The sequence below is a fragment of the Microbulbifer sp. ABE4_465 genome (genome assembly GCF_056160765.1).
The window spans coordinates 42,258-67,906 of the sequence record NZ_JBSWXV010000001.1 but is presented as its reverse complement, the minus strand read 5'-3'; the positions used below and the strand labels follow the sequence as shown (position 1 = coordinate 67,906).

Annotated in this window: 28 protein-coding genes and 2 tRNA genes; 12 read left to right on the top strand and 18 right to left on the bottom strand. The window is 58.3% G+C overall.

Features of this window, described 5'->3' with window-relative positions:
• Window positions 1–85: 85 nt before the first annotated feature.
• The 4 genes from ACXAG1_RS00315 to msrB all read right to left on the bottom strand — a co-directional run bounded on the left by ACXAG1_RS00315 (window position 86) and on the right by msrB (window position 1,736).
• Window positions 86–161: transfer RNA gene (locus ACXAG1_RS00315), tRNA-Gly, on the bottom strand.
• A gap of 1 nt (window position 162) precedes the next feature.
• Window positions 163–238, bottom strand: a tRNA-Glu gene (locus ACXAG1_RS00310).
• Window positions 239–436: 198 nt separating this feature from the next.
• The gene (locus tag ACXAG1_RS00305; protein ID WP_475093404.1) at window positions 437–1,300 is read right to left on the bottom strand and encodes a DUF1499 domain-containing protein; all 864 of its coding nucleotides are present in this window, start codon (window positions 1,298–1,300) and stop codon (window positions 437–439) included.
• A gap of 34 nt (window positions 1,301–1,334) precedes the next feature.
• Entirely contained in the window at window positions 1,335–1,736 is a 402-nt protein-coding gene (gene msrB, locus ACXAG1_RS00300) for a peptide-methionine (R)-S-oxide reductase MsrB (protein ID WP_475093405.1), read from the bottom strand.
• Between the two features lie 252 nt (window positions 1,737–1,988).
• Here msrB and ACXAG1_RS00295 point away from each other — a divergent pair, with 252 nt between their 5' ends.
• Both ACXAG1_RS00295 and ACXAG1_RS00290 read left to right on the top strand, forming a co-directional pair.
• On the top strand, window positions 1,989–3,203 hold the full coding sequence (locus ACXAG1_RS00295) for a pyridoxal phosphate-dependent aminotransferase (protein ID WP_475093406.1): 1,215 nt from the start codon (window positions 1,989–1,991) through the stop codon (window positions 3,201–3,203).
• A 34-nt stretch (window positions 3,204–3,237) separates the two neighbouring features.
• Window positions 3,238–3,627, top strand: a complete 390-nt coding sequence (locus tag ACXAG1_RS00290; protein ID WP_475093407.1) for a hypothetical protein — start codon at window positions 3,238–3,240, stop codon at window positions 3,625–3,627.
• A gap of 20 nt (window positions 3,628–3,647) precedes the next feature.
• Here ACXAG1_RS00290 and ACXAG1_RS00285 read toward each other — a convergent pair whose 3' ends face one another.
• Genes ACXAG1_RS00285 through ACXAG1_RS00265 form a run of 5 tightly spaced genes read right to left on the bottom strand, consistent with a single transcriptional unit; the run spans window position 3,648 to window position 8,408 of the window.
• Window positions 3,648–4,604: a class I SAM-dependent methyltransferase gene (locus ACXAG1_RS00285; protein WP_475118598.1), complete on the bottom strand. Its 957-nt coding sequence runs from the start codon at window positions 4,602–4,604 to the stop codon at window positions 3,648–3,650.
• Window positions 4,597–5,802, bottom strand: coding sequence for an ATP-NAD kinase family protein (locus ACXAG1_RS00280; RefSeq protein ID WP_475093409.1), 1,206 nt, complete (start codon window positions 5,800–5,802; stop codon window positions 4,597–4,599). The genes ACXAG1_RS00285 and ACXAG1_RS00280 overlap by 8 nt, the downstream gene beginning before the upstream one ends.
• On the bottom strand, window positions 5,799–6,941 hold the full coding sequence (locus ACXAG1_RS00275) for a 4-phosphoerythronate dehydrogenase (protein ID WP_475118597.1): 1,143 nt from the start codon (window positions 6,939–6,941) through the stop codon (window positions 5,799–5,801). Before ACXAG1_RS00275 ends, ACXAG1_RS00280 begins: the two co-directional genes overlap by 4 nt.
• A gap of 34 nt (window positions 6,942–6,975) precedes the next feature.
• Window positions 6,976–7,875, bottom strand: a complete 900-nt coding sequence (locus ACXAG1_RS00270) for a 5'-3' exonuclease (RefSeq protein ID WP_475118596.1) — start codon at window positions 7,873–7,875, stop codon at window positions 6,976–6,978.
• Complete coding sequence (locus tag ACXAG1_RS00265) at window positions 7,872–8,408, bottom strand: elongation factor P hydroxylase (protein ID WP_475118595.1); 537 nt, start codon at window positions 8,406–8,408, stop codon at window positions 7,872–7,874. The genes ACXAG1_RS00270 and ACXAG1_RS00265 overlap by 4 nt, the downstream gene beginning before the upstream one ends.
• Window positions 8,409–9,021: 613 nt before the next feature.
• Between ACXAG1_RS00265 and ACXAG1_RS00260 the strand changes: the two genes are divergently transcribed.
• The gene (locus ACXAG1_RS00260; RefSeq protein WP_043316907.1) at window positions 9,022–9,708 is read left to right on the top strand and encodes a hypothetical protein; all 687 of its coding nucleotides are present in this window, start codon (window positions 9,022–9,024) and stop codon (window positions 9,706–9,708) included.
• Between the two features lie 296 nt (window positions 9,709–10,004).
• On the opposite strand, the gene tusA is transcribed toward ACXAG1_RS00260, so the two are convergent.
• Window positions 10,005–10,235 carry a sulfurtransferase TusA gene (gene tusA / locus ACXAG1_RS00255; protein ID WP_043316909.1) on the bottom strand — a complete coding sequence of 77 codons (231 nt, stop codon included), beginning with the start codon at window positions 10,233–10,235 and terminating at the stop codon, window positions 10,005–10,007.
• A gap of 174 nt (window positions 10,236–10,409) precedes the next feature.
• Between tusA and ACXAG1_RS00250 the strand changes: the two genes are divergently transcribed.
• Window positions 10,410–10,754: an antibiotic biosynthesis monooxygenase family protein gene (locus tag ACXAG1_RS00250; RefSeq protein WP_475093414.1), complete on the top strand. Its 345-nt coding sequence runs from the start codon at window positions 10,410–10,412 to the stop codon at window positions 10,752–10,754.
• Here ACXAG1_RS00250 and ACXAG1_RS00245 read toward each other — a convergent pair.
• The 3 genes from ACXAG1_RS00245 to ACXAG1_RS00235 all read right to left on the bottom strand — a co-directional run bounded on the left by ACXAG1_RS00245 (window position 10,672) and on the right by ACXAG1_RS00235 (window position 12,499).
• Window positions 10,672–11,340, bottom strand: coding sequence for an alpha/beta family hydrolase (locus ACXAG1_RS00245; protein WP_475118594.1), 669 nt, complete (start codon window positions 11,338–11,340; stop codon window positions 10,672–10,674). The two genes, ACXAG1_RS00250 and ACXAG1_RS00245, sit on opposite strands and share 83 nt — an antisense overlap.
• Window positions 11,340–11,570, bottom strand: a complete 231-nt coding sequence (locus tag ACXAG1_RS00240; protein WP_475093416.1) for a YheU family protein — start codon at window positions 11,568–11,570, stop codon at window positions 11,340–11,342. The genes ACXAG1_RS00245 and ACXAG1_RS00240 overlap by 1 nt, the downstream gene beginning before the upstream one ends.
• 122 nt (window positions 11,571–11,692) lie before the next feature.
• A complete protein-coding gene (locus ACXAG1_RS00235; RefSeq protein WP_475118593.1) occupies window positions 11,693–12,499 on the bottom strand; it encodes a class I SAM-dependent methyltransferase in 807 nt (268 codons plus the stop codon).
• Window positions 12,500–12,693: 194 nt separating this feature from the next.
• On the opposite strand from ACXAG1_RS00235, the gene ACXAG1_RS00230 reads away from it, so the two are divergent.
• The 4 genes from ACXAG1_RS00230 (at window position 12,694) to mnmC (ending at window position 16,619) form a co-directional block, all read left to right on the top strand.
• Window positions 12,694–13,224 (top strand): glycine cleavage system transcriptional repressor, encoded by a 531-nt coding sequence (locus ACXAG1_RS00230; RefSeq protein ID WP_475118592.1) that lies wholly within the window; start codon window positions 12,694–12,696, stop codon window positions 13,222–13,224.
• A gap of 239 nt (window positions 13,225–13,463) precedes the next feature.
• Complete coding sequence (gene trmL / locus ACXAG1_RS00225) at window positions 13,464–13,928, top strand: tRNA (uridine(34)/cytosine(34)/5-carboxymethylaminomethyluridine(34)-2'-O)-methyltransferase TrmL (RefSeq protein WP_475118591.1); 465 nt, start codon at window positions 13,464–13,466, stop codon at window positions 13,926–13,928.
• Window positions 13,929–13,931: 3 nt separating this feature from the next.
• Window positions 13,932–14,486, top strand: a complete 555-nt coding sequence (gene fldB, locus ACXAG1_RS00220) for a flavodoxin FldB (protein ID WP_475118590.1) — start codon at window positions 13,932–13,934, stop codon at window positions 14,484–14,486.
• Between the two features lie 15 nt (window positions 14,487–14,501).
• Window positions 14,502–16,619 carry a bifunctional tRNA (5-methylaminomethyl-2-thiouridine)(34)-methyltransferase MnmC2/FAD-dependent 5-carboxymethylaminomethyl-2-thiouridine(34) oxidoreductase MnmC1 gene (gene mnmC / locus ACXAG1_RS00215; protein ID WP_475118589.1) on the top strand — a complete coding sequence of 706 codons (2,118 nt, stop codon included), beginning with the start codon at window positions 14,502–14,504 and terminating at the stop codon, window positions 16,617–16,619.
• Here the strand turns inward: mnmC and ACXAG1_RS00210 are convergent.
• Entirely contained in the window at window positions 16,616–17,245 is a 630-nt protein-coding gene (locus tag ACXAG1_RS00210; protein ID WP_475093422.1) for a DUF502 domain-containing protein, read from the bottom strand. The genes mnmC and ACXAG1_RS00210 overlap by 4 nt on opposite strands.
• An 82-nt stretch (window positions 17,246–17,327) precedes the next feature.
• Between ACXAG1_RS00210 and ACXAG1_RS00205 the strand changes: the two genes are divergently transcribed.
• Complete coding sequence (locus ACXAG1_RS00205) at window positions 17,328–18,134, top strand: glutaminyl-peptide cyclotransferase (protein ID WP_475118588.1); 807 nt, start codon at window positions 17,328–17,330, stop codon at window positions 18,132–18,134.
• A gap of 7 nt (window positions 18,135–18,141) precedes the next feature.
• On the opposite strand, the gene ACXAG1_RS00200 is transcribed toward ACXAG1_RS00205, so the two are convergent.
• Window positions 18,142–18,606, bottom strand: coding sequence for a hypothetical protein (locus ACXAG1_RS00200; protein ID WP_475118587.1), 465 nt, complete (start codon window positions 18,604–18,606; stop codon window positions 18,142–18,144).
• A 163-nt stretch (window positions 18,607–18,769) separates the two neighbouring features.
• On the opposite strand from ACXAG1_RS00200, the gene recQ reads away from it, so the two are divergent.
• Window positions 18,770–20,620 carry a DNA helicase RecQ gene (recQ, locus tag ACXAG1_RS00195; protein WP_475118586.1) on the top strand — a complete coding sequence of 617 codons (1,851 nt, stop codon included), beginning with the start codon at window positions 18,770–18,772 and terminating at the stop codon, window positions 20,618–20,620.
• 79 nt (window positions 20,621–20,699) lie between these two features.
• Window positions 20,700–22,052 (top strand): serine hydrolase domain-containing protein, encoded by a 1,353-nt coding sequence (locus ACXAG1_RS00190; RefSeq protein ID WP_475118585.1) that lies wholly within the window; start codon window positions 20,700–20,702, stop codon window positions 22,050–22,052.
• Window positions 22,053–22,075: 23 nt separating this feature from the next.
• Here ACXAG1_RS00190 and ACXAG1_RS00185 read toward each other — a convergent pair whose 3' ends face one another.
• A complete protein-coding gene (locus tag ACXAG1_RS00185) occupies window positions 22,076–23,026 on the bottom strand; it encodes a DUF533 domain-containing protein (protein WP_475118584.1) in 951 nt (316 codons plus the stop codon).
• A gap of 226 nt (window positions 23,027–23,252) precedes the next feature.
• Between ACXAG1_RS00185 and ACXAG1_RS00180 the strand changes: the two genes are divergently transcribed.
• Window positions 23,253–24,242 carry a calcium/sodium antiporter gene (locus ACXAG1_RS00180; protein ID WP_475093428.1) on the top strand — a complete coding sequence of 330 codons (990 nt, stop codon included), beginning with the start codon at window positions 23,253–23,255 and terminating at the stop codon, window positions 24,240–24,242.
• 24 nt (window positions 24,243–24,266) lie between these two features.
• On the opposite strand, the gene ACXAG1_RS00175 is transcribed toward ACXAG1_RS00180, so the two are convergent.
• Window positions 24,267–24,584 (bottom strand): chaperone modulator CbpM, encoded by a 318-nt coding sequence (locus ACXAG1_RS00175; RefSeq protein WP_475093429.1) that lies wholly within the window; start codon window positions 24,582–24,584, stop codon window positions 24,267–24,269.
• A gap of 2 nt (window positions 24,585–24,586) precedes the next feature.
• Window positions 24,587–25,549, bottom strand: a complete 963-nt coding sequence (locus tag ACXAG1_RS00170) for a DnaJ C-terminal domain-containing protein (RefSeq protein WP_475118583.1) — start codon at window positions 25,547–25,549, stop codon at window positions 24,587–24,589.
• Between the last annotated feature and the right edge of the window lie 100 nt (window positions 25,550–25,649).

Below are 25,649 nucleotides of genomic sequence, written 5' to 3'. Positions count from 1 at the left end.
CCAGCAGAATCACATTCTTCGCCAGCTTTTCCTTCGCGAGGTGTTGTTTCAAAACGCGGATGTTTTGTAACAACACGTAGGAAATTGGAGCGGGAAACCGGGTTCGAACCGGCGACCTCAACCTTGGCAAGGTTGCGCTCTACCAACTGAGCTATTCCCGCGTGGCATCCCCAAGGGGAGTCGAACCCCTGTTACCGCCGTGAAAGGGCGGTGTCCTAGGCCTCTAGACGATGGGGACCCAGAAGCTTCTTTCGGTGCCGCTGTTTCGGTGAAGAAAGATCAGCAGTGCCTCAGAAGTGGTGCGCATTCTATGGACGGGCCGGGGGGCTGTCAACACCCGATTGAAAACTTTTTTACAAATTTTTCCTTTCCATACAGGCACTTACATAACCTGTGCACAAAACCCGCAGAAATGGCCAGCCGGATTGGCCAACTATTACTGCGCCACCTGGGCACCATCGGTCACCCGTTCCTTCAGGTGCCGCATAAAGGTACGAATCGAGTCCGCGTTACTGCCCAGATCCCGGCTGCCGGTTCGCGAGGCTGAACGCATATCCACTCGAGTGGTGGCCGGTGCTGCGGCAGCGGCAGCGTCTTTACCATTGCTGCCCCCGTTTGACGCGCCCTTCCCCTCCCCCGCTTGAGTATCGCCTTGTACTCCCTCAGGCCGGATACGCACCACCACATCCTGAGTGATGCCCAGTATCGGTGTCCGCACCACGGCTTCCAGCTGTCCCTTCCCTGCCTGGACCGCAATGATACGCCACCCCAGGTCGCGGGCGACCCGCTCCGCCTGAGAAATGACTTCAGAGGGCGGGGCGGTCAAGACCAGGGGCTGGATATCCGCATAGGATGGTGTTTTGCTCTGCACCTCGGCCGCGGTGTTCCCCGGGTAGTCGGGACTGTGGTCCCCCTTCCTGCGCAACGACAACAGCAGGTCGAACTGGGGCGGGTCTTTCAGGTCGGTGGTAATGTCGTACAGTGCTGGCGCACTCAGGTTCTGCTGCCCCACCGCAAACAGGGGAAGCGCCACAGGAATCACGCCCATAAGCATGGCCCAGAGGGCCGCCGTTCTCGCTTCGGAGTGACGCTGGATCAGGCCCCAGAGGAAAACCAGCATTGATAACAGTGCCAGCGCCACCATGGCGAGCCCCAGACTCGCAAACACCGAGAATGAGGTATCCAGGTGAAGCACGCCCACCCGCACCGCCACCACAGTGAGCGCTATCAGGGTCAGCAGTAGCCACTGGAATCGGTACAGCCAGCGGCTCCAATGGCGCGGACGACCGGATCGCAGCATGTTCGAACTCCCCTATAGGGCCCGGTGCTACCCGCTATTCGGGTTTCTCGTCCGGGTTCAGTTTTACCGACAGTGAATTAACACAATAGCGCAAGCCGGTCTCTGTAGGGCCGTCCGGAAAGACATGCCCGAGGTGGCAACCGCAGCTGGCACAGACGATTTCCGTACGCTGCATACCGAGGCTGCTGTCCACGCGCTCTTCCACCACACCCTGCTCCGCTTCCGCATCGAAACTCGGCCAGCCACAGCCGGCGTCGAATTTGGACTCCGCGCGGAACAACAGCTCGCCGCAGCAACGGCAGTGGTACTTTCCATCCTCAAAGGTATCCCAATACTCACCGCTAAATGGACGCTCAGTCCCGGCTTCCCGGCAAACGTGAAATTCTTCCGGGGTCAGGTGTTCGCGCCAGTAGTTATCATCTTTTTCTTTTGCCATACTGTGACTCCTTTTTTGCCTGATAAGTCAGTACCCAGCGGCATTACCCTGCCCGGCAAAACGCTTTGCGGCAGCACCCCTATATCCAGGGGCCCACCCTTCGTCCGGCCGGTTACCCGCCTAGATGTAGCACAGCCTACTAGGTCCGAGCGTTTGGTAGAAACGATTTTGCCTGCCCGATCGTCCTCCCGAGACCATCTGGTTGACTGACACAAACCCTTTTTAGAAGAAGCCCACACAAAGAACACAGCAATGAAGGATATTCACAAGTCGGAAAAACTCCACGGGGTCTGTTACGAAATTCGCGGACCGGTCATGGAACAGGCATCACGCTTGGAAGAAGAAGGCCACCGGGTCATGAAGCTGAACATCGGCAACCCGGCCCCGTTTGGCTTCGACGCGCCAGATGAAATCCTCCAGGATGTGATCTACAACCTGTCCCAGGCGCAGGGCTATGTGGAATCCAAAGGGCTGTTTGCAGCGCGCAAGGCCATCATGCACGAGTGCCAGAATCTCGGTGTCCCCAACGTCGACATCGATGATATTTACCTGGGCAATGGCGTTTCCGAGCTGATCTCCATGTCCACCCAGGCACTGCTGAACAACGGCGATGAAATGCTGTTGCCGATGCCCAACTACCCACTGTGGATGGCCGCCACCAACCTGACCGGAGCCAAGGCAGTGCTGTACCGCTGCGACGAACAGGCGGACTGGCTGCCGGATATTGATGACATCAAATCCAAGATCACCCCGCGCACCCGCGGCATCGTGGTGATCAACCCCAACAACCCAACCGGTGCTGTCTATCCGCGCGAGCTGCTGGAACAGATCGTGGAAGTAGCGCGCCAGCACAATCTGGTCATTTTTGCCGACGAAATTTACAGCAAGATCCTGTATGACGACGCCGAGTTTATTCCCATGGGGTCACTCGCCGATGACGTGCTTTGCCTGAGTTTCAACGGACTTTCCAAGTCCTACCGCCTGGCCGGGTTTCGCTCTGGCTGGATGATCGTAAGCGGTGCCAAGCAGCGCGCGCGCGGGTTTATCGAGGGCATGGATATACTGTCGTCCATGCGCCTGTGCGGCAATGTTCCGGCGATGTTCGCCGTACAGACTGCACTCGGTGGATACCAGAGTATTAAGGATCTGGTACTGCCCGGCGGCCGCCTGCGCCAGCAGCGGGACCTAGCCTGGCGCATGCTGAACGATATCCCTGGGGTAAGCTGCGTAAAACCGCAGGGTGCAATTTACATGTTCCCCAAGATCGATCTGGACCGCCACAAGATTGAAAACGATGAACGCTTCGTGCTCGACTTCCTGCGCCAGGAAAAAATCCTTCTGGTACAGGGCAGTGCGTTTCACTGGGACGCACCGGATCACCTGCGGATTGTGTTCCTGCCCCGCGCAGATGACCTGTCCCACGCGGTGAGCCGACTGGGCGACTTCCTCGAGCGCTACACCCGCTAATTGGCGCAGACAGAACTACTGTAAACTTGAGCCTATGCTGGACGATCTGCACATTCACGACTTTTACCGCGATGCGGGGAGAACACTGCTGGCTCTGTTCCAGCAGTTTCCCGCTCCGGCCACCATCTATGTAGAAGATATTTCCGGACCGGATACGCCCGATGAATTCGGCCTGCACTCGCCCCGGCACCTGGCCTGCCTGGGCGCCATGACCTGGCTGAAAGAGTGTGGCTATATCAACTTCACCCAGCTGGTGCGCCAGGAAGCGATCGAAGATGCCACCCTGTCCCACCGCAGCTTTTTGCTGCTGGTGAGTAGGGGGGACGATGGGTTGAGTAATGCGGAGAAACTGGACCAGGTGGTGCGCAGTGGTTCTTCTCCCCAACTCGAAGGACTGGTCGTTGAGCTGATGCGCTCGCTCTAAGCTTTCCCCACGTTTGTTATTTACCCCCGTCTGAACTTTACATGCAGCATTTTCAACGCCGCATCGGGGTCGCTATCGGGAAAATCCGGGCTTTGTGGAAGGCGTGCCACCACAGAGTAGCCGGGATTCGCCGCCTCAATTAAATCCCTGAAATACTGTTCGCTGTGGGCGGGCGAATTCAGCACCAACAGCAAATCCGCTTCGTCCGCGAGACACCCTGGCAACAATTCCAGCTGGCGCGGATAGTTTTCCGCCGCATCGAAACTGCCACGCTGGCGCGTGGGTGGATCCACGACAACCAACTGGAAAGGTCCACGGCGGTCGTAGCGCCTGAAATCCCGCAGTGCGTCCATCGCCAGAAAGCGAATACCCTTGCTCGCCAGATTGTTGATCTGGTGATTGGCCTGTCCCCGTTTCAATACACCCTTATTCAGGTCCACGTTCAGCACTTCCAGCTCGCCTGCCGCCCGGGCCACCACAGAAAACGCACAGGTAAACGAAAACAGGTTCAACAGCTTCAGGTTTCCTACCTTGCCGGATTTTTCCTGCACCTGTTGCTCCAACCACTGGCGGCCAGGCTCGATATCCAGAAAAAAGCCCACATTCTGGTGATCAAAGGTCAGCGGGAACTTCAGATCACCGCGGTACGCTACCGGTGCATCCACGGGCTCACCGCAGTGCCACTCAATCGGAGACCTGCGCACGTAGCGCCGCTGCACCGCCACCCCGGAGTACCCGGCTGGTTCCACCAGAGACCACAAGGCCTCAGCCAGCGCATCTTCCCCTTCGTGCTCATCGAACAGGGTCACCAGTATGGCGGGGTAGTAGCTATCCACACATACGCGTTCGAGTCCCGGGTAACAGTTGCCACGGCCATGAAACAAGCGGCGGCTGTCGGTCGTTTTACCCGGGTCCGATGCCGTCAGTTTGCTGCGCACTTCCTGCAGCAGAGATTCCCAATTCAAGATATCAATCACTCACGGTTGAATTTGCGGGCGCTTCGCCACTGCCATCGCCAGATAGCGGGTAAAGAATTTCGTCGCGGTAGCCAGTCACAATACGCACAAAGCCACTCCAGGCCTCATCCAGTTGCGGGTCGCCACTATCGATTAACAGCGGGCGGCCGCCCAGTTCGGTTATTTTGGTTTTGGTGGCGATCACCATCAGATTGTCGCGACCCACCGCCTTCAGCACGGACGGATTCAGCTGCTGGTTACCGCGGCCAATCAGATGCCCCTGGCCGCCGATAGCGGTGAGGATAATTTTTACCGGGCGCTCATGGTCGCTTTCGCGGTGCCGGGTTATCGCGTCATTGATCTGCGGCGCATTGACGTCGGCGGCGAGCAGTGCGCCTTTCCGCCAGAGGTCCACCCCCAGCAGGGTTCCTTCTATGGTTCCATCACCGCCGAGCTCGCCCAGCACCGCGAGGGTGGTGGAACCGGGGCCGAAAACATAGAGGGTATCGGGATCCAGCTCGTCCATTTCTTCCACGATTTGCGCGGCGATATCCGCAACTGCAAGCTCCTCTACTTCGCGCCCGGCATTTTTTACCGCCTGCAGAAAATGGCCTTCTTCCGGCACCAGAAGCTCACCGTAGTAACGGGTGCTTACCCTGCCCTCGCGGAAAGACTTTTCATCAATATCCCGCACCTCGTGCTGATGCAGGTCCACCAGCTCACCGGCCATCAACCGGCGCAACACTTCGCCGCCGGCGCGGGGAGAAATGGCAAAACAGGCGGAATGCATTTTGACGCCGGCGGGAATCCCCAGCACAGGGAAGGCATCGCCAAGGGCATTGACCATATTGCGCGCCGTACCATCGCCACCAGCAAATACAATCAGGTCTGCACCGGCTTCTCGAATCGCCGTTGCTGCGCGCTCAGTATCTTCGGGCGTTGAGCGATCACCCGCAGCCTCGCCGACCACTTCGACATTGAACCCGAGCCCGGTCGCGAGCTGCTCTCCCATATCACCGGCGAAGGTGACAATTTGCAGCGCATTATTGAATGGCTGAAGCGCCGCGAGCGCAATGGCAGCGCGCTTGTGCGCTTGGGGTTCAATACCGGCGGCGAGTGCGCGCGCCACGGTCTCGGCGCCGTCACTGCCCTTCAGACCTGCGGGACCGCCGACACCCGCCCAGGGGTTGATAATGAGTCCGAGTTTTTTCAGTTTCACTTGAGCCCCAGAATGGCCAGTTGATTGCGTGTGACGTCGTCAAGATTGGGCGCTTGCGCCAGCTGGTAGTGGGAAAACTCCAGGCGCTTCGGGTACTGCTTGCGCAGCTGATCAAACGCGCTCTGTATGGGCTCACCACCACTATCGGCTTCATTTGCCGCAGCGCGCAGGCGGGCGTCGTCTTCCCGCGGGTCATACATGGAGAGCAGCAGCTCGCGGATCGCGGTGAATCCCGATTGCTCCGTGGCAAGCGGGGTCGTATCCGCTTGCGATGACTCAGTGGCAGTCACACCCGGCAAACCCAGCGCACGGTCGAGCGCTTCACGCACCATACGCGTGCCGGCCAGTTTGCCATCGTGACTGTAGCCGGCGATATGCGGGCTGCCCAGGTCGACGGAATCCAGTAGACCCAGACTGATATCCGGCTCGTTTTCCCATACATCCAGAACCGTGGTGAATTTCTGCTCACGCTCGCGCAGTGTCAGCAGGGCTCGGTTGTCAATTACGGCACCGCGGCCGGCGCTGATCAGTACGGAGCCTGGGCGAATACTTTCCAGTGCCTGGCCATCCAGCATATGCAGGCTGGGATGCGGCCCGCCTTTCACCAGCGGTGCATGCTGGCAAATCACGTCCTGTTGCAGCACCGTATCGAGGCTTGCGCTATCCGGATTGTCGGTTTTCCAAGGATCATAAATTTTGCAGGATATACCCAGTGCATGCAGCTTGCGCTGCAGGGAGCCGCCGACATTGCCGCACCCGATAATACCGAAGCTGCGCGCGCGCCAGTCAATATCCAGCGCTGCCAGAGCACAGAACACATACTCCACAACAGAGTTGGCGTTACAACCGGGCGCCGCACTCCAGGCAAAACCCTGAGCCTCCAGCCACCCGATATCCAGATGATCGGTGCCGATGGTACAACTGCCGACAAATTGCACCGGCGTGTTCGTGAGCAACGCTTCATTCACTTCCGTGACGGAACGTACCAGCAGAACATCCGCACTTGCCAACTGCTCCCGGCTTACGGTGCGGCCGGGGACGCGGGTAATAGTGCCCAGATCGCCAAACCAGCGATCCAGGCCGGGAATATTTTCGTCGGCGACGATATTCAGAAGCGGCACAACGGGGGAACTATTCATACAGAGGGACAATTCCGTTTTAAATCAGGAGGGTTCAGGTAGCTGCGTGTTCGGCACTCAATGTACGATTGATCTTGCTCGCGAGTCCGGCAATGCCAAACTCTTCTGCCAGCGCAATCGCAAGATCTGGCTCAATGCCCGCGCAGCTTAAATCAGGGACTGTCAACCTGAGCGGCACATCGTAAGCCAGTTGCGCCAGTTTCAGGGACATCGTAATCTGCTCACGGTGATCGTCGATTTTTCTCGCGAGGCTGGCAGCGCCGCGAATTTTCAGCGTCGCGATCTGCTCGGAATTCGCGATCAATTCATCCACCGAGTCGAATGCGCCTAACAATTGCGATGCGGTCTTGGCGCCAATACCGGGCACACCGGGAATATCGTCGATACTGTCGCCGACCAGTGCCAGGTAATCGGCAATCTGCGACGGGCGCACACCAAATTTCTTTTCGATTTCGCCGTGAGCGATGAAATCATCCGCAGCAAAATCCCACAGACTGGCAGCGCCGCGGTCCAGTAGTTGGCCGAGATCCTTGTCGCGGGTGACAACCACCGGCGCCTCCCCCGCCTCCGCACAGATCCGGGTCAAGGTCGCCAGGATATCGTCCGCCTCATAGCGATCGCTGGCAAAGCTGGCAATCCCCAGCGCCTCGGCCATTTCCCGGCAGGCAGCCAGCTGGAAAGCCAGTGCCTCATCCGGCAGTACCCGGCTGCATTTGTAGTCTGGATAGATCTCGTTGCGAAAGCAGCTGCCCAGAGACTCGTCAAACGCGCAGGCTATGCCATCCGGTCGGCGGGCCATCAGGTCGAGGAGAAAATTGGTGAATCCGTAGACCGCCTCGGTGGTGTAGCCGGAGCGACTTTCCCAATTGGGGGGCAACGCGAAGTAGTAGCGGAAGATGTAGACCGAGGCATCTACCAGATAGATCTGCTTCACCCGAGATCCTCCAGGCGATAGTCCCGGGACTGAAAGGGGTCGGGCTGGCGAAAGGCCACCGCTAAAGACAGTGCAAACTGACGCGCCCGCGAATTCACCCCCTCCGTACAGTTCCGTTGCACCTGCTGCCAGATGGCCCGCTTGAAGGCATCACTGGGGCCGAGGCCCGCGTCGAGGTTGTCCGCACTGACCCGAAAGCCCAGACCGCAGGCCCTGGAAAATATCCACTCCAGAGCCTGAGGTTTGACTTCCACCCGCTCGAATTCCGCCTGCTGTGCCTCGTTGCGTCCGTCTGGGGCATACCAGTAGCCGTAATCCGGCTGCTGGCGTCGCATCTCACCGGCCACACACCAGTGGGCGGCCTCGTGCAGAGCGCTGGCCGGGTAGTCAAACGTGAATTCCACCCGGTGGCATCCACCGGCGGTAGTCGCCGGGCGGTAAAAAGGCTCGGAGTGGCCTCCCACCAGGCGGGTATTAAGGGCTTGCCGGGCGGAAAAACAGCCATCAAAGACGGTGACTATTCGTTCAGTCACAGAATCTTCCCGCACAGGGACTTTCCCGTCCCCGGCGGGGTCAGAATGGTACGGAACTTGCTCTTTTTCTAAAGCTGTCGCTGTATTCGGCAAAACGTGTTGTCACTGTCGGTGGTGGGCAACAGGCAGTGTGCCCGGTTGGCGCGGACTATATCAGCGAGAATGGGGGGATCAAGGTCGGAAGGCCTTGATGCCGCCTTTCTCTCATATGGCGAATACACGGCTATCACACGGGCGCCGAATACGGAGTCCGCGACTGCACCCTCCCCATTCACGCAAAAAGGAGACATTTAGAGGCAAAGAACCCTGCTCCGCTGGTTGTATTTCTGCGGATCAGAATATACCTTTGAATATAGGGATACCGGAAACCTACTGCTGCTCAATGCCATCATTCACGAGCGCCTTGGGTGGTTGTTTTCGGTTGCGGTACCGGCTTCCCAGGGAGGCAAAAAAGTTGCTTCCGGAGTCTGGATTTGGCGATGGCCAGCAGGCCTTCGCACAGTATCCCTACGCCGGTTGCTTCTTTAGGGGACTGAAGCTGCTCTTTCAGAGCCCTCACAAAAAGTAGTACAAGACCTTCCGCCCTATTACCGGCCCTGCAAGGAGGTGCTCCATGACCGACCACAGTACTAACAACGTGGTTGACCTCTTCACCGGCAAGCCTATCGAAACTTCAGAGAATCTGCGGTTTATCCGTCTGTCTCCGGAGCTGGATGGCTTGGAAATGCTCTACTCCAACAGTTCCAGTGGAACGGATCTCTACAGTCTGAAAATCCTTTGCTGGGGGCTTCGTGCCAACGGTGAGGTGGTCGGGCTGGTTCCCTGGTTGAACTCCATCGTCGCCTGTCCGGATATTCAGGATCCCCTGGATGGACGGTTTGAAGGCTATTACGACTCTGGCATCGAGGAAATTTTCCACGAGCCGCCCATCCATAAGATCGTCGAGCTGGAGACTGCGGCGGAATACTTCGAGTACGAAAGCAATCAAGCAGATGAAGTGGTTCAGGAGATCCCCGATACCATTGGCACTCATGCGGTGTTTATGGATGCGGATAAGGAGAATCTGACCCTTACTGAAGTCGTAAGCTGGCGTCTATTTGCCAGCGGTGAGATCCACGGCATGCTGATTGATCACAATAGTGTGGAGACTACACCTGTGCTCCCCGGGGACGATTGTCTGTACCCGGCTCAGGAGTCGGAGTGTTTCCGTTACTTCTTCCAACACCACATCGCCAACAAGATCAAATCTGAGGACCCGGAGGCCCTGGCTGCGATCGCGGCGCTTGTCACTTCGCCCTAACTTACTTCCCTCTCATACATGTAAAACAAGGGCGGCCAGTGGTCGCCCTTGTTATTTCTGGATTCTTTCGTTCTATTGTGGCGGCCAATCACCGGGTATAGGTTTTCAAAATCGCAGCGAGTACCCACTGCGTGGGACCAGCCACCAATCATAGATTGGTGTCGTTCGGCTACGCGCGAAGCAGTGCTTCGCAAACGCTTGCCTCACCCATATAAGCTCCGGCGGTGCCGTCCATGGCACCGACGGTTTTGAAAACCTATACCCGGTGCTCGGCCTTCGCTTCTGGCTTCTGTGGGTCAGTCGGCCTTTTTGATCCAATAAACAAACTCGTCATTCTCCTCGGCGTGCTTAACAAGCTCATAACCCAAAAACTGGCAGAACTTGGGCACATCCCGCTGGGTGGAGGGGTCGGTGGCGAACATCTGCAGCACTTCGCCGGCGGCGACTTTGCGCACGGCCGTGTGGAGCATCATGACGGGTTCCGGGCACAGGAGGCCGCGGGCATCGAGGGTATGGTGTGACTTCATCGGGCTATTGTCGGGGATTTGCACGGGCGCGTCATCTGGTATGGTAGGACCGATTGGTTTCGGTTTGGCGGTCTTGGTTGGTGGGTCTAGGTTTGAAGAGCGACCACCGGCGCCCAAGGCTAAACTGCGTACACCGAGACCACCAATCCAGAGCTAGCAGGATTCAAACGCAAAATGATTTACGTATTGATTGAGCGAGAAATCGCGGAAGACCTGGAAACCACCTACGAAGACGCGGCCCGCAAGCTGCTGACCAATGCCTACCAGACCACCGGGTTTGTGGACGGGCACACCTACACCGAGCTGGGCAATCCGCTGCGCCGCTTTACGCTCTCCCGCTGGAAATCGGTGCTGCACTGGCAGCAATGGTACGACAGTGAGGAACGGCGGGATCAGATGGCCCAGCTGTCACCCATGATGGCCAGTGAGGAAAGAATTACGATCCTTGAGGACGCAGCCATTGGCGTATCTGGTGGTGTACCTGGTCAGCAGCCGTCTGCCAGTGTTGTCTCTGGGTAAAACCGCTGGCTTTGCGTGGCTTGAAGTCGTGATCGCCATCTTCGAGCCAGTGCAGCTGAATACCTGATCCCAACGGGTATTCGGTTACTTCTTCCCGACATCCGAGCTTGTCCCGGGTGCCCTGGACAATCAGGGTGGGGCAAGTCATCGGTGCCAGGTGCTCGGTGCGCAGCTTGTCCGGTTTGCCCGAGGGGTGGAACGGGTAGCCCAGGCACACAGCGCCAGCAACCGCACCGCGGCCGACGTTCTCCTGAGCCAGCATACTCGCCACGCGTCCGCCCATGGATTTGCCACCGATCGTCAGCGGCACACCTGGAAATTCCGATTCCGCTCGATCGATCTGTTCCTGAAACGATACCAGCAGAACGTCCATCTTGTTCGGGGGGCGCCGTTTGCCGGTTTGCCGGCGCTCCGCCATATAGGGAAACTCGAAACGGATAACACCTATCTCCCGCTCCGACAGTAACTCGGCCATGACTTGCATGAAATCACTGTCCATGGGCGCGCCGGCGCCGTGGGCGAACAGGAACCAGGCGATGGGATCGCCCTCGGGGCGATTAATCAGCCAATTCACAGGCGCAGCCATCAGTAATCCCCGTCTTTGGGAATATCTTCCGCGAGAACCAGATTGATGGATTCTTCCCCGGGCTCAAACCAGATCACCACGGTTTTGTTGTCCAGCTGGCGACGCAGGTTGGCGACCTTGTCGGTGAGACTCACTTCCCGCTCGCCGTAATCGGTGCCGTCGCGGGTGGCGTATTCCTCCAGCAGGTTTTGCAGGGTTTCCGGGTCCAATTGCTTGTAGGGAATGATCATGAAGTGCGATTCAATAAATGCGTAAATTTTGGATTGGCTATTCAATAACGAAAAATGCCCCGAGCGTTAGGGCTCGAGGCATTTTACCGTCTGAATCAGGGCAAAGGCATTCGCCCTGCAGATCAGGACTTGGGCTTGCGGAACCGCAGGGTCATACGGTCACTTTCGCCGATGGCCTGATACTTTTCCTTGTCTTCATCACCCAGCGCCAGAGACGGCGGCAGGGTCCAGACGCCTTTCGGGTGTACTGCTGTGTCTTTGGGGTTTGCATTCACCTCGCTGGTTTCTTCCAGTACGAACCCGGCCTTGGTAGCCAGCTCAACCACGTAATCCTGGGTCATGTAGCCGCTGGTTTTCATGGCATCGCGCTCGGTGCCGGCCTTGGCCCGGTGCTCGACCACACCCAGAACGCCACCGGGTTTGAGGGCCTTGTAAAAGGACTTGAAGGCCGCGGCTTCGTTGTCGCCGCGCATCCAGTTGTGCACGTTGCGGAAGGTCAGGACGGCGTCGGCAGTACCTGCAGGGGCGATTTCAGTGTCTTTGCCCGGTGCAAATTCGGTCAGTACGATTTTGCCGTGAGTTTCTTTCTCGTCCGCGAGCCACTTTTCGAAGCTTTCGCGGGAGCGTTTGAAGTAGCCCACATCGGTGTCTTTGGGGAAGTGAGCCGCGTACAGCTTGCCCTCATCGCTCAGTAGCGGGGACAGAATCTCCGTGTACCAACCACCGCCCGGCCAGATTTCCACCACGGTCATATCGGGTTTGATCTGGAAGAATTCGAGGGTTTCCGCGGGATGACGGTGCTGGTCGCGCTCGGTGTACTTCTCCGTGCGCTTGTCGTTGGCGACGGCGTCTTTGATGGGATCGGCCTGTACGGTACCTGCGATGGTCATGGCACAGGCCATACCGGCGAGCCAGTGAGTCAGTTTCATCAAGAATCTCCCAAGTGATTCAGGTGGTTGGAATTATTTTCTGCACTCACGGATTCAACACGTTGGCCGACGCCATGTAAAGGCTACTGAGTGGCATTCTCGGCTAGTTGAGGCCTATTCACGTTTTTTCCCCACCGAGGCTCTCACTGGCTACAATTCACCACATTGTTATCTGTGCCAGGAAGGATGCCCCTATGCAACAGCACCTCGTCATTTCGATCATCAGCGACGATAAACCCGGTGTGGTGGAGATGCTCTCCGCTGCGGTGGCGGAGAATGGTGGCAACTGGGAAGACAGCCGAATGGCGCATTTTGCCGGCAAGTTCGCGGGTATTCTGCGCGTTAGCGTGACGGCGGAGGATAGTGCCCGCCTGCGGGAGGCGCTGCAGCATCTGGCGGGTAACGATTTCAAACTGCAGATTGAGGATGCGCTGGCTGTGGCGGCGGATAGTCGTCAGACGTTGCAGTTGAAGCTGGTGGGCAATGATCGACCGGGGATTGTGAAGGAGATTTCCCGGGCGCTGGCGGCCCGCAAGATCAATGTGGAGACGCTGGATACCCGTTACGGCAGTACGCCGTGGAGTGGTGAGCCGCTGTTCTCTGCAGAGTGCACGATCAGCGTGGCCGAGGATGTGAGTATCGATGGCCTGCACGATGAGCTCGACGAGATCGCCGATGAGCTGGGCGTCGAGATAGACTGCGAAGAGACCTCCTCCGCGTTATAATGCGCGCCTGTTTGTTGGGCAACCACCGCCAATTCAGACCTCCAGCCCCAGGGTTCTTAAGCTGCTTCTGGGCGGTGCCGGTATCGGGTACTGCCTTGCGAGACACGCCGTGAACCCATCCCTGGGGGCTCTGCACCGCCATCCATGGCGGTGAAGGTCTCGCAAGGCAGTACCCGATCCCGACACCTTCACGTTAACCCCTGTAGTTCAGCCGCAGCTACTACTACTCCTTTGCGTACATGTTCAAAATCGTCCTCTACCAACCAGAAATTGCCCCGAACACCGGCAATATCATCCGCCTGTGTGCCAATACCGGCGCGGAGCTGCACTTGATCGAGCCCCTGGGGTTTGCGATGGATGACAAGCGCCTGCGCCGTGCGGGGCTGGATTACGCGGAGTACAGCCGTGTAGTGCGCCACCGGGATTGGAAGGCGTTTGTGGAGGCGGAGCAGCCGAAGCGGGTGTTGGCGCTTTCCACCAAGGGCAGTAAGCCACACTCGGATGTGGTGTTTGAGGCGGATGATGCGATTGTGTTCGGGCCGGAGACGCGGGGTTTGCCGGCGGAGTTTCTGGCAATGACGGGGCCGGAGAATACGCTGCGGATTCCCATGTGTGCCAACAGCCGCAGTATCAATCTGTCCAACGCGGCAGCCATCGTTATTTATGAGGCCTGGCGTCAGCTGGGCTATGTGAACGCTCAGTAAATCATGCAAACAACAGACACTTCCCACGATACGTCCCTGGCCCCGATCGGCCTGTTTTACGGTTCCAGCACTTGTTACACGGAGATGGCTGCGGAGAAGATTCGCGAGCGACTCGGTGAGGCGTGGATCGATCTGCACAATGTGGCGACGGACGATGTTACGCTGATGCAGGATTACGATTTTCTGATCCTTGGTATACCGACCTGGGACTATGGTGAGTTGCAGGAAGATTGGGAGAATTGCTGGGATCAGCTGGCGGAACTGGATCTGAGCGGCAAGAAAGTGGCCTGCTACGGGCTTGGCGATCAGGAAGGTTACCCGCAGTGGTATCAGGATGCGCTGGGTTATCTGCATGCGCAGGTGGTGGCGGTTGGGGCCAAGGCGGTGGGTTACTGGTCTGCGGACGGCTACGAGTTTGAAGAGTCCAAGGGGCTGACGCCGGATGGCAGTCAGTTTGTGGGGCTGGCGCTGGATGAAGAGAACGAGTTTGATCGCAGCGACGAACGCCTGGATCAGTGGTGCGCGCAGGTTATGCGCGAATTTGGCCTTGCGGATTAAGGTAACGCCCGGTACATGAGCGACCACCTCCCCCCCGACAACCAAGTCGACAGGCAGCCCGGCGAGCAGCCGCAAGTTCCTTCACAAGAACAAAGCTCTGTTCGCCACGCGCAGCTGGAGTGGCGTGACAACGGCCAGCCGGTTTCCAGCGCTTTTGACGATATCTATTTTTCCACCGCTTCCGGGCTGGAAGAAACCCGCCACGTTTTTCTCACACAGAACTACTTGCCCGAACGCTGGGCGGCGCTTGCCGAGAATTCCGTCTTTACCATTGGTGAAACCGGCTTCGGGACCGGGCTGAATTTCCTCGCGGCGTGGCAGCTTTGGCAGAGTGCCGCCCCGACCTCCGCGCACCTGCACTTTGTCAGTGTGGAGAAGTTTCCCCTGCACCCCCAGGACCTGGCGCGGGCGCTGGCGATGTGGCCGGAGCTCGAGGCACTGAGTGCGCAATTGATTGCGAATTATCCGGTGTATCTCGCGCCCGGCGTGCACCGGATCAAGTTTTCGGGCAATGTGCATTTGACGCTGGTGATCGGTGAAGCCAGTGATGGTTTCGAATCTCTGGCTCTGGAAGACCCTCAGCGAGATCGGCAGATCGACGCCTGGTTTCTGGATGGTTTTGCGCCGTCGAAAAATCCGGATATGTGGAGCGAGGCACTGTTCGGGTCCCTCGCAACCTTGAGTGCACCGGCCGCGACCTTTGCCACTTTTACCTGTGCAGGGGTTGTGAAACGCGGGCTCAAATCCGTGGGCTTTGCCCTGGAAAAAGTGCCGGGGTTTGGGCGCAAGCGGGAAATGTTGCGCGGGCAGTTTGCCCCTGAGCAGGAAGGCGGTAACGGGCAAACCTATTCCGCCACCCCCTGGCACCTGCCGCCCTCTTCCATTGAAAAACCAAAAACCATCGCGGTAGTCGGTGCCGGTATCGCCGGTGCCGTTACCGCACAGGCACTGGCGGTACGGGGCTATCAGGTCACGGTTTTCGAGGAAGGTGCTCAACCTGGCAGCGGGGCCTCGGGAAACGATCAGGGTATCCTGTACGCAAAGCTCTCCCCCAAACCTGGCCCCAACGGGGATTTCAATCTGCAGGCACTGCAGTTTGCCCAGCGCTTTTACCCGAACACCTGCCCGCATGCAGCGCACTTTGACGGCCTGTTGCAACTGGCGCAAACAGATAAAGAACGGCAGTTGCAGCAGCAGATTTGCGAGCAGCTGGATTTGTATTCGGATCTGGAGAGCAACAGCCTGCTGGCGCAGCCGGTGACCGCAGAGCGGGCCGCTGAACTCGCTGGCGTAGCACTGGACTTTCCCGGCCTGTATTTTCCTAACGCAGGCTGGCTACGCCCCAGACAGGTCTGTAGCAGCTTACTGCAGCACGACAATATTCACGCCCGCTTCAATACCCGGGTCACCGAGGCTCGATACCTGGAAGATCAATGGCGTTTGCAACTGGACGGCGAAAATCCGAATCCGGCGCAATGCTTTGATGCCCTGATTCTGTGTACCGCCAACTTCAATCGCCAGTTCCCGCAAACCGCCCCCCTGCCCCTGCAGCCAATCCGCGGCCAGGTCTCTTTTGCCCAGGCAACCACGGCCACAGAACAGCTGAAGATTGCCCTGTGCGGCGAAGGCTATATCGCACCGGCAACGGATGCTGCGGATACGCAAGAAGCCTCGCAGCACAGCTTCGGAGCCACTTTTAAACTCAAGCAAATGGAAACGGAAATTCGCGAAGAGGAGCACCGGGAAAACCTGGAAACCCTCGGCACCCTGCTTCCGGAATTTGCGAAAGCATTTGCAGGGCAGCCCCTCAAGGGCCGCGGCGCCCTGCGCGCCGCCACACTGGATTATCTGCCCATGGCAGGCCCCGTAGCACAGTGGGGTACCCTGGAAAGCACCTACGGTGCACTCAGAAAAAATCGCAAGCAATTGATCTCTCAGCGCACGCCTTACCAGCACAACCTGTATGTGCTCGCCGGCCTGGGTTCGCGGGGCTTTACCTATGCACCGCTGGCCGCAGAGGTACTGGCCGCCTGGATCAATAACGAGGTGATGCCGGTTTCAGAAGATCTGGTGAAGGCACTGCACCCAATGCGCTTTGCGATTCGCGCATTGGGTAAAAACCGGGACATTTAAGCTTTTTCTTCCAGCTTGGGCTGCGCCAGCAATTGCCCACTGCCCGAACCGCAGGCGACGATGGATTTCATCGCCGCCTCCACGGTAACGTGAGGCAGAATCTCCACGCACTCCGGTGGCAGGTGATAAACAAAACCGGAGGTCGGCACAGGTGCAGTGGGTACGTATACCGTGAAATGGCCATCGGCGTGGGTGGATGTGACAATCGCAGTCACCGACAGCGGATTGTCCGCACCGTGAATCCGCGCTCGCGCTACCGGCCCGGACAGTACACCCTCGGTACCACCGCCACCGATAAACTGCAGCACCAGTTCCTTGATGGTGTTATAGCCCGGCGCCAACTTGCCCAGCCAGTGGTCCAGGTGCTTGTGTACCCAGCGCCCCACACTGGTTTTCACCAGCAGGCCGATCACAAAACAGATGCCCAGGATCAGCGCTATGACGATCAGGCGGGCAAAGTTATCCTTTAATTCGGTATGCGCCTGCATCCATTCGGTCGCCGGCGCCACCAGCTCGCTGATCTGGCCGAATAGCCACTGGAACAGCAAAATAAAAATAGCGATGGGCAGTACAACCGCCAGGCCACCTAACAGGGTCAGGGTGATAAATGTTTTAATTCTGGTCATCTTGGTTTCTAGCAAACACTGCATTGATCGTTAAGGAACACCGGCGCTTCGCCGGCGAACATCGGGAAGCCCGAATCAGACCATGAAAGCCGCCCTCACCGCTCTGCTCTTGCTCACACTGTGCAATCCCGCCTTTGCCACGACTGCTCCAGGACCCGTGGAATATCAGCTTCTGGAGAGCAAGTCTCGCCCCGCGGACCACTTCACCCAGGGACTCTATTTCGATGGCGAGCGGTGGCTGGAGAGCAGCGGCCTCTACGGTCGTTCATGGCTGGCGGAGTATACCGACCCCGGTGGCAATCCCGTAAGACGCAAGTGGCTGGCGGGCAACCGCTTTGCGGAGGGGCTCGCCGTATTTGGGGATTACCTGTACCTGCTCACCTATCGCGCGGGCGAATTGCAGATTTACGATCGCAACAACTTCCAGCTGGTACACCTGCTGCACTATTCCGGAGAGGGTTGGGGACTGACCAGTGATGGCAAGTCACTGATCATGAGTAACGGCAGCGATACCCTCACCTTCCGCACCCCGGACGGCTTCAAGGTGACTCGCCAACTCAAGGTCACCGGCGGCGGACAGCAGTGGTCGCAACTGAACGAACTGGAGTATGTGAACGGACTGATCTGGGCCAATATCTGGCAGGACACCCGGATTATCGCCATTGCCCCGGAATCGGGAGAGGTGCAGGGTTGGGTGGATCTGAAGAACTTGAAGAAAGACAGCCTGCCCGGGGGGCGGCATGTGGATGCCGTGGCCAACGGCATCGCCTGGGACAAGGCCCGCAATGGCCTCTGGGTAACAGGAAAGCTCTGGCCGAAGCTCTATCTTATCCGGCCCCTGGGATTCGGGTTTGACGAACTTGCTCCAGATACGGAGCAGGACCACTAGTACCGGTTCAATTCCGGTAGTAGTCGATGACCGTCAAAAAGCCTCCAGGGCGAATAGATTCCAGGGCCGCGCCGCGAACCTGCAAAAGGTAGCCTCGTTGCTGGCGCTCCACGGTCACACCTTCCAAACCTCTGTCGCCATCGAACAGCATGGCATGCTCACCATTGAAAGCGCGCCATTGAATCCCCTCGATATTCCGCATGCCGGGTAACTCGATGGTCACAGCCTGCAAATCTTCAGGTAACTGGCGCATCTCCATGCGCGCAATACCTGAAGAGGTCGCGAGCGAATAATTTAAATGGTGCGCGGGCGCGGGCTTCCAGCCAAGATGGGTATCAGCCACCGCGGATTGAGCGAGATTGCGCGGATTGATGGGCTCGGGCGCCTGACTCATACAACCGGCAAGACCGATCAAAAAAGCAGCAACCCCAATGCGAGTAGTGGCCATAGACTTCATTGTCTTTGCGCGCATAGCTTTATCCCTGTCTATGTCAGCGGTGCAGCGATTATAGCTAAAGTTCTCAAAATATGGAGGGCTTGCACGCCACCCCCAAGGCAAAGCGCGCCAACTTTGATGACCTCGAATGGCCGTACCAGTTCGCCTTCGGTCAAATTCAGGCGGTATACTGCCCGCCATGAATGACGCCGCCCCCTCCTCAGATTCGCCCCACTACATCCTCGAACACACCTTCGGCTACACCGAATTCCGGGGTGACCAGCAAGCCATTATCGACACGCTGGTCAGCGGGCAGGATGCATTGGTCCTGATGCCTACCGGCGGGGGCAAATCCCTGTGTTATCAAATCCCCGCCCTCGCCCGCCCGGGCTGCGGCGTGGTGATATCCCCCCTGATCGCGCTGATGCAGGATCAGGTAGAGGCGCTGTGTGCGGTGGGCGTCGCCGCGGCATTCCTGAATTCCTCCCTGGGGTTCCACGAGGCACAGGAGCTGGAAGCGCAGTTGCTACGGGGCGAACTGGACCTGCTGTATCTGGCCCCGGAGCGCCTGCTGCAACCGCGCACCCTGGAGCTGCTGGATCAGGCGGATATCTCCCTGTTTGCCATCGACGAAGCGCACTGCGTGAGCCAGTGGGGCCACGATTTCCGTGCGGATTACCTGCACCTGTCCTGCCTGCACGAGCGCTTCCCCGATGTGCCGCGGGTAGCGCTGACCGCCACCGCCGACCAGCGCACGCAAAAAGAGATCGCCCGCCGTCTCGACCTGGAATCCGCGCGCCATTTCGTCAGCAGCTTCGACAGGCCCAATATCCAGTACCGCATTGCCCCCAAGGACAACCCCAAGCGCCAGCTTCTGCATTTTCTCAAAGAAGAGCACCAGGGTAACGCCGGGGTCATTTACTGCCTGTCACGCAACAAGGTAGAAACCACCGCAGCCTGGTTGCAACAGCAGGGGTTCAATGCCCTGCCCTACCACGCCGGCCTGGCGGTAGACACCCGCGCGGATCACCAGCGCCGCTTCCTGCGGGAGGAAGGCGTCATCGTGGTGGCTACCATTGCCTTCGGTATGGGGATCGACAAGCCCGATGTACGCTTTGTGGCTCATCTGGATCTACCCAAAAGTATCGAGGCGTATTACCAGGAAACCGGCCGCGCGGGACGCGACGGCGAGCCGGCATCCGCCCTGCTGCTCTACGGCCTGGAAGACGTGGTCAAGCTGAGCCAGATGGCAAGCACCTCAGAGGGCAGTGAGGAGCATAAGCGTCAGGAGCGCCAGCGTCTCGATGCCATGCTGGGTTTATGTGAAATCACCAGCTGCCGGCGCCGTGCGCTCTTGCAATACTTCAATGAAACGCTCGCCGCGGATTGCGGAAACTGCGACACCTGCCTGACCCCACCTGTTACCTGGGATGCCAGCGATGCCACCCGCAAACTCATGTCCTGTATCTACCGTACCGGCCAGCGTTTCGGTGCCGCCCATGTGATCGACGTTTTACGCGGCGCGGATACGGAAAAAATCCGCCAGTTCAATCACAACCAGGTGTCCACTTACGGTATAGGTGCCGATCTCAGTGCCAATGAGTGGCGCGCGGTTGCCCGCCAGTTGGTAGTACGCGGTTACCTGCGCGTGAACGCGGAAGCGTTCAACGCCCTGCAACTTACCGAGCAGTGCCGCCCGGTGTTGCGCGCTGAAGAATCGGTACAGCTGCGAACACTGCCAAAAGCCGCAAAAGGTTCCGGAAAATCAGAAAGTGGACGCACCCGCGCCGCGGTGGAAATTGCCGAGGACGATTTACCGCTTTGGGATGCCCTGCGCGGCCTGCGCAAGTCCCTGGCGGAAGACCTTGGGGTTCCGCCCTACGTCGTATTCCACGATGCCACCCTGCGGGAAATGCTCAGCGCAAGACCGCGCAACGAGCAGGAAATGCTGGCGGTTTCCGGAATCGGAGACAGCAAGCTGGCAAAATTTGGCAAACCGTTTTTGAAACTGTTGTCTGAATTTGAAAACGTCACCGAGGCTGACACTTAATAACCTGTCCATCCACTGGCGCATCGGCAATGATTTACGGCTAAATTGAAGAGCCATTGATTCAAGGTGCCGAGATCGAATGAAAAAAATAATTCTGAGTCTGCTCGCCGTTATCGCGGTATTAATACTCGCGCTCGCGCTACTCGCCCCGCGACTGCTGGGGTTTTCCATTACCGAATTGGGCAATGCGGTGCGTGTTTCCACCGGCATGGGTGCCAAGCTCGCCTGTTCCGGGCGCTACCTTTCCGGCTTTGACCACACCCGCAACCTGAACGATCTCGCCTCGTACTCTCCGGCGAACCGTCTGCTGGACCTGCACTATGACGACCAGGCCAAAAGGGTTACCGCCACGCTGATGGGGATGGGCGAAACCAGCGCGACCTTTCGGCCGGGGCTCGGCTGCACGCTGGATATTGGCGATACCAGTGCGCTGGCCCAGGTAACCGTCGCACCGGTTGCCGAGTCCTCTGCGCCCTGGCCAACGGGGAATACGGCCCCGGATATCGACCCCGCGCTACAGAAAATCCTCGACGAGATTGTCACACAGGACAACAGTGCCGGGCTCAACACCCGCGCCTTGCTGGTCGTGCAGGATGGCAAATTGGTGGCGGAGTCCTACGGCGATCAAATTACTCCGCAGACGCAACTACTGGGCTGGTCGATGGGCAAGAGCCTGACGGCAATGTTGCTGGGGCGCCTGCAAGCAGTACAACCACAACTAGACACATCGTCACCGCTGTTCCCGCAATGGAGCGACGATCGCAGCAAAATCAGCCTTGAGAACCTGCTGCAAATGTCTTCAGGGCTCGATTTCGACGAAACCTATGCCCCGGGTAGTGATGCAACGAAGATGCTGTTTGGCGCCCACAGCGCATCCGATGTCGCCTTGCAAAGTCCTCTGGCACATTCTCCCGGAACGCATTTCTCATACTCCTCCGGTACCACTAACCTACTGGCCCGCTGGGTTTACGACCGGGTAGGTGCCAATCCCCAGGCCAACGTGGATTTCTTTCAACAGCAGATTCTCGCTCCACTCGGGATGCGCAATACCACCTTTGAGGTCGATGCCAGTGGTGTCTTCGTGGGGAGTTCCTACATTTACGCCTCCGCCCGGGACTGGGCGCGGCTCGGCCTGCTGATGCTGAACGACGGGCACTGGGAAGGAGTGGCACTGCTGCCTGAAAACTGGGTAAACGCGGCCAGCAAGCCAAACAAAAGCCAGAACGAGCCGCGCTATGGCTACCAGTTCTGGCTGAATGGCGGCGGCGAGGCGCTGCGCTACCCGGAGCTGCCCGAAGACAGTTACTTTATGCTGGGCAACCGCGAACAGGCGGTGATGATTTCACCCTCCACCAATACTGTCGTGGTCCGCCTCGGCTGGACCAGAGGCGACTACCCCACCGGACCCAACTTCGCCCAGCTTCTGCCCTAAGCTTTTCCCCCCACCCCGGCAATTCAGTGCGGCACTTGTGATTCGATTACCTGTGCCGCCTGAGGGGAAATCCCCAGTTTCTCTGCCAGCCCCGACAAGTACGCCCTCTCCTGCGGGTTATCCGGATTACACGTCATCACGGACACCAGGTACAGGTTAAATGCCGTGGCCGGATCATCCGCCGCGGCAACCACCTCATCCATGCTGATGGGCGTGGTGAGAAATTGACGCAATTCATCCAGCTGCGAGGCATCGACCTGCCCGTCCAGTGCCTGCATGATATTTTTCTGTTCCGTCTCATCGATGCGGCCATCCGCCTGGGCGGCGGCCACCATCGCTTTCAACATGGCCTCGGCCTGCTCGTCACCCTCGGCATTGAGCGCATCGCCCGCAGCCTCGGAATTCACGAATCCGAACAAACCGCCTTTGCCTCGCGGCTGCATATTCTGCCAGCTGTCGGGATTGTTCTGGGGACCTTTCGATCCCTGCTGGCCGAACTTACCGCCGGCTCCACCGAAAATCTGACCGAGAATATCGCCCAGACCGCCCATTCCCCCTGCGCCTCCCTGTCCGGCACCGCCGCCTGAAGTGCCTCCGATCGCGCCGCCACCCTGCTGCATCTGCGCGAAAATCCGCCGCGCGATTTCCATCAGCACAGCAGCACCGCCGGCGCCAGCACCTGCAGGAATGGCGCCTCCAAAGATGTCGCCACCAGACGCACCGCCCGCCGCCCCCCCCTGGGGCGAGGCACCAACGCTACCGCCGGGGTTCAATCCGCCCGGCTGGCCGGCACGGGCGAGGATGTCATCCAGACTCGGCCCGCCACCGGAGTTATCCGACTGCTGGGGCGGCGGCACCTTGGAAAAATCCGGCGGAGGTGTACCCGGTGCTGGGGCCGATTGCTGACGAATCTTTTTATTCAACATGGACATTCCCGCGCCGATCAGGGCGCCCAGCAGTAACTTCTTGTTCATCGTCCGGCTCTCCAGTTTGTGGTCTGCGCGACAGCCCAGCACTCGGTGCAAAATCAGACCAAACTGTAGGGTCCGCGGGATTCAGCCACCAACTACACCGCAGTGGGGTTTGAACGCTGCAAGCGGCTTGTATTGCCGTTACAATCGGCCCCCAAATTCGGTCTCACCGCATTCACCGCACCGCGCGATTGTGGTGAATGGCCATCCATATTGACTAAGGACGCCCATGATTTTTGCCTCGCTCGCCATTGTTGCCGGATTTCTCCTGCTGATGTGGAGTGCCGATCGATTTGTCGATGGCGCCGCCGCAACCGCCAAACACGCGGGTATGCCGCCACTGTTAATTGGCATGGTGATCGTGGGCTTCGGTACCTCGGCACCGGAAATGGTGGTATCTGCCATGGCAGCGCTGGACGGTAGCCCAGGGCTGGCGCTGGGCAATGCCTACGGTTCCAACATTGCCAATACCGGTCTGATCCTGGGCGTGACCGCCCTGATAATTCCCCTGACGGTCAACAGCAAGATCATCCACAAAGAACTGCCGCTGCTGTTGGTTATCACCATACTGACTGCGGCCTTTTTCTGGAACGGCACGTTAAGCAGAGCCGAGGGTATGATTCTGCTGGCCGGTTTCTTTGGGGTAATTGGCTGGTCCATCTATTCGGCGATCAAAGGCAAGGGCGACCTGATCGAAAGTGGTATGGAGGAAAACCTCGATGAACACGATATGCCCCTGGGGAAAGCATTGTTCTGGGTGGTCGCGGGCCTGATCCTGCTGATCGTCAGCTCGCGGCTACTGGTGTGGGGCGCCGTCACCATCGCGCACCAGCTGGGTGTAAGCGACCTGATTATCGGTCTTACCATTGTCGCACTGGGAACATCACTCCCTGAACTCGCGGCCACACTGGTAGCCGCCAAAAAAGGCCAGCACGATATCGCCATCGGCAACGTGGTGGGCTCAAACATGTTTAACCTGCTGGCGGTCGTCGGTATCGCCGGCGTAATTGCACCCATGCCCAACGTACCGCACGAGCTAATCACCCGGGATTGGCCGATGGTTATGGGGTTGACCATTGCCCTGTTTGTGTTCGGTTTTGGGTTCGGCAAACGCCAGGGCCGTATCAATCGCTTCGAAGGTGCTGCTTTGCTTGCCGCCTACGTGGCCTACACCACCTACCTGGTATACGAAATCACCAGTAAGGCAACCGCCGGGTAATTCAATACCACTCAAGCCATCCCGCTAGCGCCGCTCGAGGCGCCGCACGCGCGCTCGGAGCTGTTCAATTTCTTCCAGCAGCTCCAGTGCCAACGCAGCGCCCGCGTGATTCACCCCGAGATCCCGCTCCAGGCGGTAAACGCGGCGCACCCGGCGCACACAAATTCCACTAAAGCGCAATCCAGCCCCCTCTCCTTGCGCATCAATGACCCCGTGATCAACCATCGCCAGAACCTGCTCGGCCGTCAGGTTGCAGGCTACACAAAGCTCTCGCAGGGTCAGTATGCTGTGCTCGTCAAGCACTTCGACGAGAGCGCTCTCGGGTCTATTCTGTGACCGCATAATCAGACACCTCCTCCATTACTTGCGTTGCGGGGGTCAAACTGAAAGCTATCACGAAATTGCCGATAGGCCTGCTGCTCTTCTTCGGTATTTGCAGGCGGCGTGACAATATCCAGAACCACGTAGAGATCTCCCGGCTTTTTTGCCGGCAGCCCCTTTCCTTTCAAGCGCAGTTTTCCCCCGTTTTTACTATTCGCCGGCAGAGTAAGGTTGAGCGTGCCATCTGGTGTAACCACCGGGACCTTGCCACCCAGTGCTGCCTCCCAGGGTGCCACCGGCAGCTCGAGATAGACTGTCTTACCCTCAACGCTATAGCGTGAGTGCCGGTTGAACACGATTTCCAGGTACAGATCGCCCGCCTTTCCATTGCCAATACCAGGTTGACCCTGCCCCGCCAGGCGTATTTGCTGGCCTTCGGTCACTCCTTTCGGGATGGTCACGTTCAGCGTGCGCTCCTTCACCACCGGGCGGCCGTCGGCACCCAGCTCGGGATGTTTAAGCGTAATCTGGCGCTTACTGCCCCGATAACTGTCTTCGATATCGATCGCAATACGCGCATGCGTGTTTTCCCCCTGAGCGTGGAATCGCTGACCTCCCTGCTGAAAGCCGCCCTGCTGGAAACCGCCGCGCCCAAACAGGCTTTCAAAAAAGTCACTAAACGCCTCCGGGTCCGCTTCCGTATAGCCGCCGCCTCGGAACTCAAACCCCCGCTCCCAGTCCGGTGGTGGCTGAAAATCCTCTCCACTATTCCAGCTTTTTCCGAGCTGGTCATACGCCGCCCGCTTTTCCGGATCCTTCAGCACTTCGTAAGCCTCATTGACTTCCTTGAAGCGTTCTTCCGCATCAGTTTCTTTGCTCACATCCGGGTGAAACTTGCGCGCCAACTTGCGGTACGACTTCTTGATTTCATCCTGAGAGGCAGTGCGCTCAACACCCAGAATCTGATAGTAATCGTGGTACTCCATGGACGATTGCCACTTCCCATTAGTTACCAGTAAAAGAAAAAAGGCACCCGAGGGTGCCTTTTTCCGTTCTTCCTTGAACGCTACTCGTTAAATCACCAGG

Bases quoted from the DNA above. Each gene is read 5' to 3' on its own strand.
- tusA (WP_043316909.1), bottom strand. From the start codon at position 10,235: ATGAAGTCACACCATACCCTCGATGCCCGCGGCCTCCTGTGCCCGGAA.
- ACXAG1_RS00240 (WP_475093416.1), bottom strand. From the start codon at position 11,570: ATGATCATTCCCTACAAGCAATTGGACCCGGAAACCCTGCAAAACCTG.
- ACXAG1_RS00175 (WP_475093429.1), bottom strand. From the start codon at position 24,584: ATGCGGTCACAGAATAGACCCGAGAGCGCTCTCGTCGAAGTGCTTGAC.
- ACXAG1_RS00295 (WP_475093406.1), top strand. From the start codon at position 1,989: ATGAAGGATATTCACAAGTCGGAAAAACTCCACGGGGTCTGTTACGAA.
- ACXAG1_RS00305 (WP_475093404.1), bottom strand. From the start codon at position 1,300: ATGCTGCGATCCGGTCGTCCGCGCCATTGGAGCCGCTGGCTGTACCGA.
- ACXAG1_RS00245 (WP_475118594.1), bottom strand. From the start codon at position 11,340: ATGGCTGCGCCTGTGAATTGGCTGATTAATCGCCCCGAGGGCGATCCC.
- msrB (WP_475093405.1), bottom strand. From the start codon at position 1,736: ATGGCAAAAGAAAAAGATGATAACTACTGGCGCGAACACCTGACCCCG.
- ACXAG1_RS00230 (WP_475118592.1), top strand. From the start codon at position 12,694: ATGCAACAGCACCTCGTCATTTCGATCATCAGCGACGATAAACCCGGT.
- ACXAG1_RS00190 (WP_475118585.1), top strand. From the start codon at position 20,700: ATGAAAAAAATAATTCTGAGTCTGCTCGCCGTTATCGCGGTATTAATA.
- ACXAG1_RS00260 (WP_043316907.1), top strand. From the start codon at position 9,022: ATGACCGACCACAGTACTAACAACGTGGTTGACCTCTTCACCGGCAAG.
- trmL (WP_475118591.1), top strand. From the start codon at position 13,464: ATGTTCAAAATCGTCCTCTACCAACCAGAAATTGCCCCGAACACCGGC.
- ACXAG1_RS00235 (WP_475118593.1), bottom strand. From the start codon at position 12,499: ATGAAACTGACTCACTGGCTCGCCGGTATGGCCTGTGCCATGACCATC.
- ACXAG1_RS00185 (WP_475118584.1), bottom strand. From the start codon at position 23,026: ATGAACAAGAAGTTACTGCTGGGCGCCCTGATCGGCGCGGGAATGTCC.
- ACXAG1_RS00180 (WP_475093428.1), top strand. From the start codon at position 23,253: ATGATTTTTGCCTCGCTCGCCATTGTTGCCGGATTTCTCCTGCTGATG.
- ACXAG1_RS00210 (WP_475093422.1), bottom strand. From the start codon at position 17,245: ATGACCAGAATTAAAACATTTATCACCCTGACCCTGTTAGGTGGCCTG.
- mnmC (WP_475118589.1), top strand. From the start codon at position 14,502: ATGAGCGACCACCTCCCCCCCGACAACCAAGTCGACAGGCAGCCCGGC.
- ACXAG1_RS00290 (WP_475093407.1), top strand. From the start codon at position 3,238: ATGCTGGACGATCTGCACATTCACGACTTTTACCGCGATGCGGGGAGA.
- recQ (WP_475118586.1), top strand. From the start codon at position 18,770: ATGAATGACGCCGCCCCCTCCTCAGATTCGCCCCACTACATCCTCGAA.
- ACXAG1_RS00275 (WP_475118597.1), bottom strand. From the start codon at position 6,941: ATGAATAGTTCCCCCGTTGTGCCGCTTCTGAATATCGTCGCCGACGAA.
- ACXAG1_RS00200 (WP_475118587.1), bottom strand. From the start codon at position 18,606: ATGCGCGCAAAGACAATGAAGTCTATGGCCACTACTCGCATTGGGGTT.
- ACXAG1_RS00170 (WP_475118583.1), bottom strand. From the start codon at position 25,549: ATGGAGTACCACGATTACTATCAGATTCTGGGTGTTGAGCGCACTGCC.
- ACXAG1_RS00205 (WP_475118588.1), top strand. From the start codon at position 17,328: ATGAAAGCCGCCCTCACCGCTCTGCTCTTGCTCACACTGTGCAATCCC.
- ACXAG1_RS00250 (WP_475093414.1), top strand. From the start codon at position 10,410: ATGATTTACGTATTGATTGAGCGAGAAATCGCGGAAGACCTGGAAACC.
- fldB (WP_475118590.1), top strand. From the start codon at position 13,932: ATGCAAACAACAGACACTTCCCACGATACGTCCCTGGCCCCGATCGGC.